Annotated in this window: 18 protein-coding genes and 1 tRNA gene; 3 read left to right on the forward strand and 16 right to left on the reverse strand. The window is 58.9% G+C overall.

The window, feature by feature from the left end; all coding sequences use genetic code 11:
• Positions 1-275 (forward strand): integrase core domain-containing protein (locus tag So717_RS00005; RefSeq protein WP_159974174.1); only part of this gene is annotated, 275 nt, incomplete at its 5' end.
• A gap of 245 nt (positions 276-520) precedes the next feature.
• On the opposite strand, the gene So717_RS00010 is transcribed toward So717_RS00005, so the two are convergent.
• The 3 genes from So717_RS00010 to So717_RS00020 form a co-directional block, all read right to left on the reverse strand.
• Positions 521-850 carry a hypothetical protein gene (locus So717_RS00010; protein ID WP_238840564.1) on the reverse strand — a complete coding sequence of 110 codons (330 nt, stop codon included), beginning with the start codon at positions 848-850 and terminating at the stop codon, positions 521-523.
• 89 nt (positions 851-939) lie between these two features.
• Positions 940-1821 carry a nucleotidyl transferase AbiEii/AbiGii toxin family protein gene (locus tag So717_RS00015; RefSeq protein ID WP_159974175.1) on the reverse strand — a complete coding sequence of 294 codons (882 nt, stop codon included), beginning with the start codon at positions 1819-1821 and terminating at the stop codon, positions 940-942.
• The gene (locus So717_RS00020; protein ID WP_159974176.1) at positions 1818-2642 is read right to left on the reverse strand and encodes a type IV toxin-antitoxin system AbiEi family antitoxin domain-containing protein; all 825 of its coding nucleotides are present in this window, start codon (positions 2640-2642) and stop codon (positions 1818-1820) included. The genes So717_RS00015 and So717_RS00020 overlap by 4 nt, the downstream gene beginning before the upstream one ends.
• Before the next feature lie 116 nt (positions 2643-2758).
• On the opposite strand from So717_RS00020, the gene So717_RS00025 reads away from it, so the two are divergent.
• Complete coding sequence (locus tag So717_RS00025) at positions 2759-3301, forward strand: PDDEXK family nuclease (RefSeq protein WP_238840566.1); 543 nt, start codon at positions 2759-2761, stop codon at positions 3299-3301.
• Positions 3302-3979: 678 nt separating this feature from the next.
• Here So717_RS00025 and So717_RS00030 read toward each other — a convergent pair.
• The 13 genes from So717_RS00030 to iscR all read right to left on the reverse strand — a co-directional run bounded on the left by So717_RS00030 (position 3980) and on the right by iscR (position 13067).
• Positions 3980-4056: transfer RNA gene (locus tag So717_RS00030), tRNA-Arg, on the reverse strand.
• Positions 4057-4298: 242 nt separating this feature from the next.
• Positions 4299-5519, reverse strand: coding sequence for a cysteine desulfurase (locus tag So717_RS00035; RefSeq protein WP_159974177.1), 1221 nt, complete (start codon positions 5517-5519; stop codon positions 4299-4301).
• Positions 5512-6108, reverse strand: a complete 597-nt coding sequence (locus tag So717_RS00040) for a YIP1 family protein (RefSeq protein ID WP_159974178.1) — start codon at positions 6106-6108, stop codon at positions 5512-5514. The genes So717_RS00035 and So717_RS00040 overlap by 8 nt, the downstream gene beginning before the upstream one ends.
• Positions 6108-6590, reverse strand: coding sequence for a YIP1 family protein (locus So717_RS00045; RefSeq protein WP_159974179.1), 483 nt, complete (start codon positions 6588-6590; stop codon positions 6108-6110). The genes So717_RS00040 and So717_RS00045 overlap by 1 nt, the downstream gene beginning before the upstream one ends.
• Positions 6590-7870 carry a SufB/SufD family protein gene (locus So717_RS00050; RefSeq protein ID WP_159974180.1) on the reverse strand — a complete coding sequence of 427 codons (1281 nt, stop codon included), beginning with the start codon at positions 7868-7870 and terminating at the stop codon, positions 6590-6592. Before So717_RS00050 ends, So717_RS00045 begins: the two co-directional genes overlap by 1 nt.
• On the reverse strand, positions 7870-8625 hold the full coding sequence (gene sufC / locus So717_RS00055; protein WP_159974181.1) for a Fe-S cluster assembly ATPase SufC: 756 nt from the start codon (positions 8623-8625) through the stop codon (positions 7870-7872). Before sufC ends, So717_RS00050 begins: the two co-directional genes overlap by 1 nt.
• Before the next feature lie 70 nt (positions 8626-8695).
• Positions 8696-9010 (reverse strand): YbjQ family protein, encoded by a 315-nt coding sequence (locus tag So717_RS00060; RefSeq protein ID WP_159974182.1) that lies wholly within the window; start codon positions 9008-9010, stop codon positions 8696-8698.
• 12 nt (positions 9011-9022) lie between these two features.
• Complete coding sequence (locus So717_RS00065; protein ID WP_159974183.1) at positions 9023-9349, reverse strand: hypothetical protein; 327 nt, start codon at positions 9347-9349, stop codon at positions 9023-9025.
• Positions 9349-9489: a hypothetical protein gene (locus So717_RS00070; protein WP_159974184.1), complete on the reverse strand. Its 141-nt coding sequence runs from the start codon at positions 9487-9489 to the stop codon at positions 9349-9351. Before So717_RS00070 ends, So717_RS00065 begins: the two co-directional genes overlap by 1 nt.
• Positions 9486-9854 carry a hypothetical protein gene (locus So717_RS00075; protein WP_159974185.1) on the reverse strand — a complete coding sequence of 123 codons (369 nt, stop codon included), beginning with the start codon at positions 9852-9854 and terminating at the stop codon, positions 9486-9488. The genes So717_RS00070 and So717_RS00075 overlap by 4 nt, the downstream gene beginning before the upstream one ends.
• Positions 9855-9872: 18 nt before the next feature.
• The gene (gene sufB / locus So717_RS00080; protein ID WP_159974186.1) at positions 9873-11411 is read right to left on the reverse strand and encodes a Fe-S cluster assembly protein SufB; all 1539 of its coding nucleotides are present in this window, start codon (positions 11409-11411) and stop codon (positions 9873-9875) included.
• Positions 11412-11426: 15 nt separating this feature from the next.
• Complete coding sequence (locus So717_RS00085) at positions 11427-12548, reverse strand: cysteine desulfurase family protein (protein ID WP_159974187.1); 1122 nt, start codon at positions 12546-12548, stop codon at positions 11427-11429.
• Between the two features lie 60 nt (positions 12549-12608).
• On the reverse strand, positions 12609-13067 hold the full coding sequence (iscR, locus tag So717_RS00090) for a Fe-S cluster assembly transcriptional regulator IscR (protein WP_159974188.1): 459 nt from the start codon (positions 13065-13067) through the stop codon (positions 12609-12611).
• A gap of 182 nt (positions 13068-13249) precedes the next feature.
• On the opposite strand from iscR, the gene So717_RS00095 reads away from it, so the two are divergent.
• Positions 13250-13903, forward strand: coding sequence for an alpha/beta hydrolase (locus So717_RS00095; RefSeq protein WP_159974189.1), 654 nt, complete (start codon positions 13250-13252; stop codon positions 13901-13903).
• Positions 13904-13953 lie beyond the last annotated feature (50 nt).

Consider the following 13953-nt stretch of genomic DNA (forward strand, 5'->3'; position numbering starts at 1 on the left):
TGCTCAGGTGGCAAGAGGAGCGCAAAGTCGATTGGCACTACATCGCACCAGGCAAACCCATGCAAAACGGTCTAGTCGAGAGCTTCAACGGGCGGATGCGCGAGGAAGGCCTCAACGAACACCTGTTCCCGTCGCTCCGCCCTGCCTGCCGCTTAATTGCGGCATGGCGAAACGACTACAATCATCACCCCCCACACTCGAGCCTCGACGGGCTCGCCCCACGGGAGTATCACAGACGGTCAAGAGAGGACCAAACCCTGAACAGAGCTAACTAATAAACGCGGACTTCAAGGGCAGCAGGTCAATGCGTCCGGTGTCCGCAGGTGGTGATTGATGAACAATCACCATTGGCCCGGTGAATAATTCTCGTAGCCTAAGGCAATAGATCGGGACTATCTTCATCGAATAAGTGCAGCGACCTAAGGTCGGCCCCGAACGCACTTGCACTAGCTTTGAGGTCAACCATAGCAGCACCTGACGTCCGCATGGCCCACTTCAAGGGACTTCTCAAAAGGCCGGTTCATGAGCCAAGCTCCAAGGTGGCCTGGCGATCTCCCCCAAAACGACCTTTGCGGGCTCCGCCTCGCACCTTCTTTGGAGCTAGCGGCACCTTTGACATCACCTGGCGATAGTCGCCGCCAAGATCATTTACACCCGCTACAAGCACGGCAATGAGCCCCAGATGCGTCGGAAGCTCTCCCGTTCGGGCATAGTTGGAGATCGAATTGGGATTCATGCCGACCAGTTCCGCGAAACCACGGACACTCAGTCCAGCCTTCCCAATTTCTGCTAGGAACTCCGTATACTGCATTTGACCCAATAACACATATTTTAATGTACTTAACCACATTATTTTATGTGGGTAAAGCCTCGTGGCTGACTGCACGACCAGTCGCCTTGGACGCATCGCACACGATGATTGGGCTGCTAAAGACCTAATCATGAAGGCCGCCCGAGAAGTTCTGAGAGGCCTAGCTGCTCAGCAACTTCCCCGGTTCGCGCCCATCGCTGACCGGGCAGACGTTCGATCACTTTGATGAATACCCTGATGAAGGCCGCTCGCCCGGCGGCAGCATCCAGCGCATCGGCACGATCAGGTGTCAGCAGCGCGCGCATGTCACCCAGCAAGTCTGGCCGTGCGAACTTTGCCAGCATCCGCTGCTCAGCTTCTGCGCGGGAGATGGTCTGATCTTGCTGGCCAAGATACCGGACAAACAGTTCCACAACCCGATCGAGATTGAGATCGGGAAGCGCATCGAGCGCATGGTCAAGATCAAAAAGGTCGCGCCCTTTGTCGCGCTGCAACAAAGCCCGCAGTTTCGTCGCCAGCAGTTCTTCCGCGGAATAGGATGCGATGGTCGTATTTCCTGTGAACCACGGGTTCTCGACAGCGTATGGGACCGAAACCGGCGGGTCGAAAGCCCCGATCTCAGCGATGTTGATTTCTACCTTCAACCGGATCTGCGCTTCAGGATCGTCCTCTGCCGGAACGCGAAAACGCAGCTTCGGTGCGACCTGGCTCGATGCAAAGTTCGCTTGTCCCAACCAAGGCTCAAGCACGTCTCGCATTGCATCAAGGATGGGGCCAATCGGTCCGGCCGTTGTGCGGACGAGATCAATGTCCTCCGAATAACGCAACGGCTCGGGGAAGATGACCTTGTTGAGGGCTGTGCCCCCTCGAAACCTTAGTTCGTCGCCCAGAAAATCGTGATTGAATATCTCGACGAGCGCGCGAGAGATAATCAAGTCCTGCTCGACTTGCCTTGGCTCGGCCCACGGCGCGATCAAGCTCCAAGCTGTGATGTTGGTTTCGGAGATCATTGTTCATCGACTTCAATTGGGCGGCGGACAATGATGTGCCAACGTGCGTTTCGCTCTCGCTCATCGTAGGAGGTGACTGCGCTTGCTTCTCCAGGATCAAGCTCGACCCACGGTACATTGCCGTTTCGGATATGCCTCTCCAAACCGGACGCAATCTCAACATGTCCCAAATAGTCGAGAATGTAGCCGAGGCGTTGGACGACAGATCGCTCAAAACTCAGCGCGAGGACATCAAACTCGATCGGATCAATATGGACGGCAAGCTCATTGAGAACGCTCGCTGCATGATCGACGCCACCGCTCGCATGCGGATAGCGTATCAAATCCAATGCGGTGAGCGCTGGCGAAGACACCCGCATCGAGCCGGTGTCGGTCTTTCGTTGCTTAATGCCTTGCCCTACGCGTTCAATGTCCTTGCGGAAATAAAAAGCAAGCTTTGAACGTCCAGCCCTGATGGGTTTCCACTGCCGATCAGTGACGACCTGGAACTCCATGACCGCTTGATGAGAAGCCCCATGGAGCTCTGCGGCTTTCAAAAGCGCCACATAGTAAGGTCGCCCCGCATCCTTCATCATAGCATCGACGTACCAGGTTGGTGGTGGTGCACCCCACTTCAGATACCGTGTGGGCGTAATGACGTAGAAGCCTCGGCGCGGCGCAAAGAGATGCCCCCGCTTTTTGAGGCGCGCGGCCGCGTCGAGAAGCGCCCCATGGCTGACGCCCAACGCCTCTGCCGCCTCCTCGCGAGTGAAGCAGGTTCGGCCGCTGGATGCGAGCTCTTCAACATAGGTCGCCAAACTGGAGGTGCGCTGAGGTATCATACTTAAAAATCCGCTCTATCCGCCGACTTTCTATTATGACATTACAATTTCGGCAAGCTCAATATGGCTAACTCCGCATCCGAAGCGGATTTATGAATATGATTCTAGGTACGCAAATGACGAAGACAGACGATAGCGACCGGCTGATTCAAGAGGTTCTCTCAGAGTTTGGTTGTGATGACGACCCGAAGAAAGTCGCCGACAAGGTCAAGCGGCTGGACCAAGGTCTGCCCACCGAAGACGAGTTTACGGCCATCTGCAGCTGGCTCGGCAAAGCGCGTCTCCTTCATAAACTCGATCAGCATCAGGCGCCTCCAAGTTCCCGCGACCTCTATCAAGTTCCCGACTTGTTGGCCGAGTTTGAACGTTCTGGCCCCGTCCTCATCGAAGTGAAGTCAAAGACGAAGCAGACGCTTTCTTTTACCCCGCAATATCTTGACCGGCTCCGCGCATACGCGGAACTCGTCAAGATGCCCCTGCTCATCGCCTGGAAGCACCACGGCATCTGGATGCTCTTTGATATTCAGCGCCTCACTAAAGCTCAGACAAACTTCAACATCACGCTCGGCGACGCCATGAAAGAGAACCTGCTTGGTGTCCTTGCTGGCGATGTCGCTTACAAAATTGCGTCAGGTGCCGGGGTGCGCCTCAAACAATGAGAGAATTTCACACGTCCAGCTGTCATGAAGGGCGATTGGATGCATTCAGGTTTTGTGGGGAAGGCCTTCCCCTGCGGTCGAGCCTGTAGTCTCGCCCGACCCCTTCTGCGGGGAGACCCCGCAACACCTCCTTTAGAGTAAGAGGTCGTCGGCCGTCGCCGTGACGGGTTTGGAGGTCGAGAGAGAGGCTCTCGGACCGCCCGTCATGGAGAACAGCCATGACAGCAATCGAAATCATGAACGACCGCCCCGAGAGCGGCGGCTAGGGACACTAGCGCCTCTCTTACCGTGCCATCCGGCATCAATGCCCATATTGCTTTCCAAAGATCGTCGTTCTGCTGAGCTCCTGCAGCCGGTGTGTCTGGAAGCAGAACCGCGTCATGGATCCATTCTGCGTTCCCTCCACGGGTACGGCCAGCAGGTTTTCTGGACTGTCCTCTCTGCACGCGAAGAGAAGGTATGCAAGAACGAGCGGTGGCCATGCTTTAGAGCTACTTTTCATAACTACTGGTTGCTCACGCGATGATAGTTTGTGCCATTGGGCGCAATCTATCAGTCAAGTTGACGTCGTCAATTTTCTAGGCAGGCCAAATCACATTGAATGCGTCAGTAGAAACGGCATGCAGAGCTTGCAGTCATGCAAATGAAGCTGTGTCGCCAGTTTGAGGAGAAATGAAATGGCGCACCCGACAGGATTCGAACCTGTGACCTTCGGCTTCGGAGGCCGACGCTCTATCCAGCTGAGCTACGGGTGCTCTATTTCATCCAATTGCTTAAGCAGTGCTTACGCGAAACTTTGACCCGTTTGAACAGCGAATCCGACATCCGCTCAAGTCTTTGTTCCGCCTTTTCTTTCTTCCGGCACCCTCAACCGCTACTCGACCTGACATCCGCCTTCGGATGGCAGCGCTCTGTCCAGCCGAGCCAAGGGCCCATCTGCGGGCGGTATAGCGGGACGACTGTCGCACCGCAACGGCAAAAGACCCCGGCGCGCAAGTCAGGCGAAGAGATCATGCGCCAGCTCCAGCGCTTCGACCAGCACATCGACCTCGGCCTTGGTGTTATAGAGCCCGAAAGACGCGCGGCAGCTCGCCGGAATGCCCATATGCTCCATCAGCGGGCCGACGCAATGTTGGCCCGCGCGCACCGCCACCCCCTTCTTGTCGAGGATCGTCGAGATGTCATGGGCATGACCCGCGCCGTCCATAGTAAAGCTGAAGATCGCACTCTTGTCCGGTGTCGTACCTTGCACCTGCAGCCAGTTGAGCCCCGCCAACCGTTCCACCGTGTAATCGCGCAAGGTATCCTCATGGGCGGCGATGTTCTGCATCCCCAGGCCCATCATGTACTCCAGTGCCACCCCAAGCCCGATGGTCTGCACGATGCCCGGCGTGCCGGCCTCAAACTTCATCGGTGGATCGTTGTAGATGACGCCGTCCTTGCTGACCTCCTTGATCATATCGCCGCCGCCGATGAAGGGCTGCATCTCGGCCATGCGCTCGGGTTTGCAATAGATGGCGCCCGACCCCGAAGGCCCATAAAGCTTGTGGCCAGTGATGGCGTAGAAATCCGGGTCAATGTCCCGCAGATCCACGGGCTGATGCACCGCGGCCTGGCTGCCGTCGATCAGAACCGGGACACCCCGCGCATGCGCCTCGGTGCAGATCGTCTTCACATCCACCCGCGTGCCCAGCACGTTGGACAGATGCGTGACCGCAATCAGCTTCGTCTTCGGCGTGATCGCGTCAATCACCGCCTGCGGGTCGAGCGCGCCGGTGCTGTCCACATCGACCCACTTCAGCACCACGCCCTGCCGTTCGCGCAGGAAGTGCCAGGGGACGATATTGGCGTGATGCTCCATCACGCTGAGGATGATCTCATCGCCGGCCTGCATCCGCGGCATCGCCCAGCCGTAGGCGACCATATTGATGCCTTCGGTGGTGCCGGAGTTCAGCACGATCTCATCCTCCGACGCCGCATTGAGAAACCGCGCGATGACCCCGCGCACGCTCTCATACTTCTCGGTCGCAACATTGGAAAGGTAATGCAAGCCTCTGTGAACATTCGCATATTCATGCGCATAGGCATTGGTGATGGCGTCGATCACCACCTGCGGTTTCTGCGCCGAGGCGCCGTTGTCGAGATAGATCAGCGGTTTGCCGTTCACCTCGCGGTGCAGTATCGGGAAATCCCCGCGGATTTTTTCGACATCATACATTTGATGGCACTCCCAGGCCGTTGAGGCCAAGCATGGACAAGATCAGCGCAAGACCAACAGACATCGCCAGCCCGCCCATCACGAGGACCAAAACCGCGCGGAGGAGCGAGTTGAGGTTTAGTCCAACACTTATGAAATTGACAAATACCCAAATCGTCGCCACGCCGACGAAGAGCACAAGAAAACTTGCCAGCACAGGCACCAGCAACATCGTAACTACGATCACAGCCTGCGCGCCGACCCGCAAAGTCTGCATCCAGACCAGCAAGGCCAGCAGATCGCTCATGTCTTCGGATCCGCCGAACGCCCGACCCGACCAAAACAGAGCATGAACGGTCAGAAAGAAACCACCTGCGACAATCATCAGCATTGTGAACGGGCTGGATATGAGGGCCTGCAACTGCTCCGGCACCGGCATGACCATATTGGAGAGGGTTGACATGAAGGTGCTAATAATGGCGATCAGCGCTGCCGCCATCCACAGTACGGGTCTTGGAATTTGCCAGGCCATGATCTCCGCCGCTGCTGATTGGGGATCACGCAGGGTTTGCAAAGCCAGCTGCGGCCAGTTCACCGTTTCGGGGATCATCAGATGGGCCTCTCTGCTGCGATCAGCCCGCTGACCCAGAACCACATGAAGAGCAAAAACCACACAAGTCCGATCACTTGCAACTCCAATCCGGGCCCGATGAACCCGGCGATAAGCCCATTGAGCAGCATCACGGGTGAGGACGCCAGCAGCGCCCAGAAGAGCGCCAGCCGCGCGCCATAGTAACTGCCCTGCCCTCTAAGGAGCTTTGCCGCCAAATGGCTCAGCGCGGCAACGCAGTAGAGCAACAGTGGCGCAATGAAGACCCAGGCCATCAAAGATCCACCCAGCAGCATGTTCAGGTCTTGATCCCGCAGATGCGCCTCACGCGCCAGCCGGGGCATCTGCGCAATGAACACAACAACGCAGCCCGCCATGAGGTAGGCCAGCGCCCGATCTTCCCGTTGCCCAAGAGCCAGCAACCCGCGCAGCGTTTTGCCCGGGTTGCGATAGGTTGCCCTGATATTGCGCGTGACCGCCATCAGCTGCGGTGTCGTTCCAGCCAGGCGGAGAGCCGCGCGTTGATCTCTTCACGCAGGTCCTCGTTTTCGATCTCTTCAACCGCTTCTGCGAGGAAGGCGAGCGTCAGTAGATCCGTCGCGGGGCCTTCCGGCACACCGCGCGAACGCAGGTAGAACAACGCATCCTCATCAATGGCCCCCGAAGTGGAGCCGTGCGAACAGGCCACATCATCGGCATAGATCTCCAGCTCTGGCTTGGCCAGGAACTGGCTGTCCTCATCCAGCAACAGCGACTGGCTGATCTGATAGCCATCGGTTTTCTGGGCGTCTTTCTTCACAAGGATTTTCCCCTGGAAAACGCCCGTGGCGCCATTGCGCAGCACCTTCTTGAAGACCTGGCGGCTCTCGCAGCCCACCGCGTCATGAGTGATGAACACCGTGTCGTCGTGGTGGAAATCACCATCGCCGACACACGCGCCCGCCACATGAGCCACGGCATCGTCACCGGTCAGCTCGATCACGCATTCATTGCGCGTCAGCACACCGTTTGCTGTGAGCGTGAAGGATTTGAACACCGACTCTGTCCCAAGCCGCGCAAAGATATGTGTGGCCGCGCGACGCTCGTGATCGCGCCCCTGCGCGCGCACGTGGTGGAAGGTGGCGTCATGGGCGACATCCACTTCCATGCACTTATTAAACCGCGCAGCAGCAGGCCCGTTCTCCAGCACAGTGACCTCGGCGCCCGCATCCAGCTTGATCACATGATGCAGGATTGCATCCGAGGTCTCGGAGCGGTGGTGGTACGTGAGGTTGATCGGCTTCGACGGTTTGCCCGTCACATGGATCAGCACGCCATCTGTCGCAAAGGCGGTGTTGAGCGCGGCCAGCGGGCGTTGCACCGGGTCCTGTCCCTTGGCCTCCAGCGCGCCATAGAGATCGCGCGCCCAGTGGATGTCGGCGCTGGCCTCGGCCAAACGGTCGATCCTGATCCCTTCGAGGCTCAGATCATCCGAGGCCTCGGCATCAAAGACCCCATCGACAAAGACGATGTTCAGCCGGTCCATCTCGCCAAAGATCGGCGCCTCGTCATTGTTGAAAAGCGCTGCTGGCACCGCGCCGGGCTGCGTCAGCGTGTCGGGGCGCGTGTATTTCCAATATTCATCCCGCCGCTCCGGCAGGTCCATCTGGCGGACACGCGACAGCGCGTCGCTGCGCGCCGCTTCCGACCAGCCGCCTGTCGGCAGGCTCATCTCGGCCAGCCGGGCGTCTGTCAGAGACAGGTTTTCCGCTACGTCACCCATTACGCCACCTCTGCCAGAATATCGCTGTAGCCGTTGTTTTCGACCTCAAGCGCCAGCTCCGGCCCACCGGATTTCACGATGCGACCATCCGCCATGATGTGCACCACGTCCGGCTTGATGTGGTCGAGCAATCGCTGGTAATGCGTGATCACAAGGAACCCGCGGCCTTCGGACCGCAGCGCGTTCACACCTTCAGCAACCAGCTTCATTGCATCCACGTCAAGGCCGGAGTCGGTCTCGTCCAGAATGCACATCTTCGGCTCCAGCATCGCCATCTGCAGGATTTCATTGCGTTTTTTCTCACCGCCGGAGAAGCCGACGTTGACCGGGCGCTTGAGCATCTCCGCGTCGATCTTCAATTCCTTGGCGCGCGCCCGGATGAGCTTGAGGAAATCCGCCGCCGAGACCTCCTCCTCGCCGCGCGCCTTGCGCTGCGCATTCACTGCCGTGCGCAGGAAGGTCATATTGCCCACACCGGGGATTTCGACGGGGTATTGGAACGCGAGGAACAGGCCCGCCGCCGCGCGCTCTTCCGGCTCCATCTCAAGGATGTCTTCGCCTTCGAGCAGCGCCTCGCCGTCGGTCACCTCATAGCCGTCCTTGCCCGAAAGCACATAGGAGAGCGTCGATTTGCCCGAGCCGTTTGGCCCCATGATCGCATGCACCTTGCCCGCCTCGATCTCCAGATCGACGCCTTTGAGGATCTGCTTGTCCTCTTCTTCCAGCTTCACGTGCAGGTTCTTGATGCTCAGCATATCGTTCGTCCTTTTCCTCAGCTCCGCTCCAAGCGGAATGTTTCTATTTCAGTGTGTTACGCACATGTCTTCAGGCGATCACAACAGCCGTACCGGAGGCGGAGACCATCAGCATGCTGTCCCCGATCACCTCATAGTCCAGATCGATCCCCACAACCGCATTGGCCCCCATGGCTCGCGCGCGGTCTTCCAGTTCGGCCATCGCCTCGTCGCGGGCATCTTTCAACTTGCTCTCATAGGCGCCGGAGCGCCCGCCGATCACATCCGTCACGGAGGCAAAGAAATCCCGCACGATGTTGGCACCCATGATCGCCTCGCCCACGACGATGCCCTTGTAGGCGCTGATGGGACGGCCTTCGACGGTGTTGGTGGTGGTCAGGATCATCTTGGCTGTTCCTCAGTGCCCATCGTGGCCGCATTTGGCGCAGACCTCATCGCGAGGCTTCGCCCGCTGCAAAACGCTCACCAGCCGCAAGGTCAGCGCGCTCCAGCACAGGAAGAGGCCAAACCCCAGCAGGATTTCGAACCGCTCCGCATATTGCGCGATGAACCAGCCGTCCTCGACCATCTCGGCGACGATCTCGTCATGGCCCATGGAGAGCAGGAACACGAAGAGATGCCCAAGAATGAGCAAAGTGAGTTCCCGCGTCTCCGGCAGCAGCCGCCCCGGGTTGCCAAGTCGCACGCGGAGACTGTGATCGTTATGTGGCGCGTCGAGGGCCATTAGTCGATCTCCTTCATTGCCGGAGTGCCAATCAAAACATCCCACTCAACGTCCATATCAATGAGGGCCTCGCCCAAGGCGATACCCTTGTCAGCGCTGATCGGGTAGCCTTTGGCAAAATTGGTGCTGGTCAGGATCATTGATCTTTCTTTGCTCTCAATTCGGCGATCTTTGCATCGCGCTCAGTTTTTTGACGACGCGCAAACGAGTATTTTATCTCAGAGTCGAGTTCTTGCGCGCGCCTGACCTTCGGACCCAATCGTCTGACATGGATTAGCGCCAGAAACGCGCTGGTACCGAAAGCAATTAGGAGGCCAATAGTCGTTAGACCAATCCCCGTTAGGCCAGCCGCCGGAACCAATACGAATGGACCCAAAACAAACAATAGAACGAACAGTAACGAACCACCCGCTGCAAACACCAGCGTCGCTTCGCTGCCAACTCGCCGCCTTGCTGTTTTGGCCAACCGTGCTTGTTGCTCAATCGTGTAAACAGGCTCTTCCATCCTACATAATCCGGTCGTTCACCCCACCGAACCCTCAAGTGAAATCGCCACCAACTGCTGCGCTTCCATGGCGAACTCCATCGGCAGCGCTTGCAGCACGTCCTTGCAGAAGCCGTTGACCACGAGCGCCACGGCTTCCTCCTCATCCATCCCGCGCGAGCGGCAGTAGAAGAGCTGGTCGTCGTCCACCTTGGAGGTCGTCGCCTCATGCTCGACCCGAGACGAATTGTTCTTCACCTCGATGTACGGCACCGTATGGGCACCACAGTCGCCGCCGATCAGCAGGCTGTCGCATTGGGTGTAGTTGCGCGAGTCCTTCGCCTTCGGGTGCATCGACACCAGCCCGCGGTAGGTGTTCTGCGCCTTGCCCGCCGAAATGCCTTTGGACACGATCCGCGACTTCGTGCGCTTGCCCAGATGCACCATCTTGGTGCCGGTATCCGCCTGCTGATAGTTGTTGGCGATGGCAATGGAGTAGAACTCACCCTGCGTGTCATCCCCACGCAGAATGCAGCTCGGATATTTCCATGTCACCGCAGAGCCGGTCTCCACCTGCGTCCACATAACCTTGGCCCGGTCACCCCGGCAATCCGCGCGCTTGGTCACGAAGTTGTAGATGCCGCCCTTGCCGTTCTCATCGCCGGGGAACCAGTTCTGCACGGTGGAATACTTCACCTCCGCGTCTTCCTCGACGATGATTTCGACCACCGCAGCGTGCAGCTGGGCAATGTCGCGCTGCGGCGCCGTGCAGCCTTCCAGATAGCTCACATAGGAGCCCTTGTCGGCGATGATCAGTGTGCGCTCGAACTGGCCCGTGTTCTCCGCATTGATGCGGAAATAGGTCGACAGCTCCATCGGGCAGCGCACGCCCGGCGGCACATAGACAAAGGATCCATCGGAGAAGACGGCGGAGTTCAGTGTCGCATAATAGTTGTCGGATACCGGCACAACAGAGCCGAGGTACTTCTTCAACAGCTCCGGGTGCTCCTTGATCGCCTCGGAGATCGAACAGAAGATCACCCCCGCTTTCTTCAGCTCATCCTGAAAGGTCGTACCCACAGAGACGGAGTCAAACACTGCATCGACAGCGACCTTGCGCGGCGCATCGCCCAGCTCCTCGGCCCCTTCGACACCAGCGAGGATCATCTGCTCCTTCAGCGGAATGCCCAGCTTGTCATAGGTCGCCAGCAGCTTCGGGTCGACCTCATCCAGCGACTTCGGCTTCACTTCCATCGACTTCGGACGGGCGTAATAATACTGATCCTGAAAGTCGATCTCCGGGTAATCGACCATCGCCCACTTGGGCTCTTTCTTCTGCAGCCAGCGCTCGTAGGCCGCCAGCCGCCACTCGGTCATCCACTCGGGCTCGTCGTTCTTCTCGGAAATCAGGCGCACGATATCGGGAGAGAGGCCCTTCGGCGCATATTCCATCTCGATATCCGTCGACCAGCCGTATTTATACTTGCCGCCAACCTCGCGCACCGCATCCACGGTCTCCTGATCCACGCCCTCTTTGACACGGACATCCTCGGCGGTCGACTGATCAAAAGCTGCCATCTTTCCCTCCAAAACTCACGCCGCGCGGGCGCGAAATTTACGTTCTTGTGCAAGCCAGGCGTCGGCGAACCGCAGCACGTCCTGCTCTGTTGTCTCGAGCCCCAGCGACACCCGGATGGCGCTGCTCGCGGTCTCGTCGTCATATCCCATCGCACGAAGAACCGTGCTAGCGCGCACCTTGCCACTGGAGCAGGCCGAGCCTGCGCTGATGGCAAACCCCGCCAGATCCATCTGCATCACCTGGGTCTCACCCTTCCAGCCGGGCGTGGCGAAGCAAGAGGTGTTGGGCAGGCGGTTTGCACCTTTCCCGACAAAAATAGTCTCCTTCGCAGCCCCTGCAAGAGCACTTTCTAGAATCTTTCTAAGTTTTTTGACCTGATCCCAGCAGCCATTCGCGACATCTCTTGCTGCCGCCTCGGCGGCAGCCCCAAATCCGGCAATGCCAATCACGTTCTCGGTGCCGGAACGGCGGCCCATCTCCTGCCCGCCGCCCCGAATGCCGGCCTTCACATCAAGCCCGTGCTTCACGATCAAGGCCCCTACACCTTTTGGCCCGCCGAATTTATGCGCAGAAACCATGACAAGATCCGCGCCGGACCGCGCAAAGGAAAACGGCACCTTGCCCAGGGCCTGCGCCGCGTCGACAAGTACCAGCACATCGCGATTCAGCGCCCAGAGCGTTTGCGCCTTTGGCAGGGTGTCCTGCAAGACACCTGTCTCGCTGTTCGCCGCTTGCATGGCTACGACGCCATCTTGGATATTTTCAGCAAAGCTGCCGCCTCGCACAGTGCCAGTCAGCACACCATTCTCATCGACATCCAGCATCTCCACACCATTGGGCTGCGCCCAGGATAGAACTGCGTCATGCTCGATTCCCGCGCTCCACAGCACCGTACCTTGAGGGACTGCGAGGCTCGCCGCCTCAGTCGCCCCAGAGGTAAAAACAACTTCGCCCGGGCTACATTCCACCAACTCCGCCACCTGCGCCCGCGCCCGCTCCACCAGCGCCTTGGCCGCCCGGCCCTCGCCATGCACCGACGAGGGGTTGCCCACCACATCCATCGCCGCAGCCATCGCAGCGCGCACCTCCGGCCTCAATGGCGCTGTCGCATTATGATCAAGATAAACGCGGGCCATGCCCTTCACCCTTCTCCAAATACTCCGGGGGAGGCGCGCAGCGCCGGGGGCAGCGCCCCCTCATTCGTCCACAACCGCGAAGAGGCTCGGCACCGCCGGACAGGGCGCCAACTCATTCGCCACCACATCCGACAGCCGCGTCTGATGCAAAAACACGTAGACATGCGCCGAGAGCCCTTCCCAAAGCCGGTTGGTCAGCGACTGCGCGCGGCTGCCCGAGGCGCCGCCCGAAGCTCCTGCCCCCTTGTGCATCGCATCCACCGTTTCATCGACTGCCGCCAGCACATCCGCCACCCGAATATCGGAGGACGCGCGTGCCAGACGATACCCGCCGCCAGGCCCCCGCACCGAAGTCACCAACTCGGCCCGCCGCAGCTTGACAAAAAGCTGTTCCAGATAGGGCAGAGAAATCGACTGCCGCTCGGCAATCTCGCTCAGCGTAATCAGGCTACCTTCAGGCTGCAGCGCGATATCGGCCAATGCCACCATCGCATAACGCCCTTTGGTCGAAAGTTTCATCTCAACAGCCCTCCAGACGCGGCGACGGCCCACAATGATTGACGCGAGCGCTTTAAAAGCCTAAGTCCAAATTTCGCACTCCGGCACGCGCAGTGCGCACGATTTAGAACCGTTCTAAAGAACCCGAGCGAAGCCGTCAAGATTTCACACTCGGGGCGCGGAACACTGTTACAGGGACGCTCATGCCCGAGGTCATTTTTCCCGGACCCGAAGGCCGCCTCGAAGGCCGCTACCACCCCCAAAAAGAACGCGACGCACCGATTGCCATCATCTTGCATCCGCACCCACAATTTGGCGGGACCATGAATCATGTGATTGTGCACCGCATGCATTACGCCTTCTACAACATGGGCTTCACCGTGCTGCGGTTTAACTTCCGCGGGGTCGGCCGCAGCCAAGGGGAATATGATCAGGGGATTGGCGAGCTGTCTGACGCGGCATCGGCGCTGGATTACTTGCAGTCGATGAATAACAACTCGAAACACTGTTGGGTAGCGGGTTTTTCCTTTGGCGCCTGGATCGGGATGCAGCTGCTGATGCGGCGGCCCGAGATCACCGGCTTCATCTCCGTGGCGCCCCCGGCCAATATGTATGACTTCTCGTTCCTGGCCCCCTGCCCCTCCTCGGGGCTGATCATCAACGGCACTGCAGACCGTGTGGCACCGCCTGCTGATACGGAATCGCTGGTGTCCAAACTGCACGAGCAGAAGGGCATCACCATCACGCACGAGCAGGTGGAAGGTGCGGGCCATTTCTTCGAAGAACCGCATCTCGACACGCTGATCGACACAACGACCTCTTACGTCAAGCGGCGGCTGACCGAAACCACGCGGTAAAGCGGATGCCCGTGCCGAAGACAGCGCCCGCACGCATGACCGGGCCGCAC

This window comes from Roseobacter cerasinus, assembly GCF_009811755.1.
Classification (GTDB): domain Bacteria; phylum Pseudomonadota; class Alphaproteobacteria; order Rhodobacterales; family Rhodobacteraceae; genus Roseobacter; species Roseobacter cerasinus.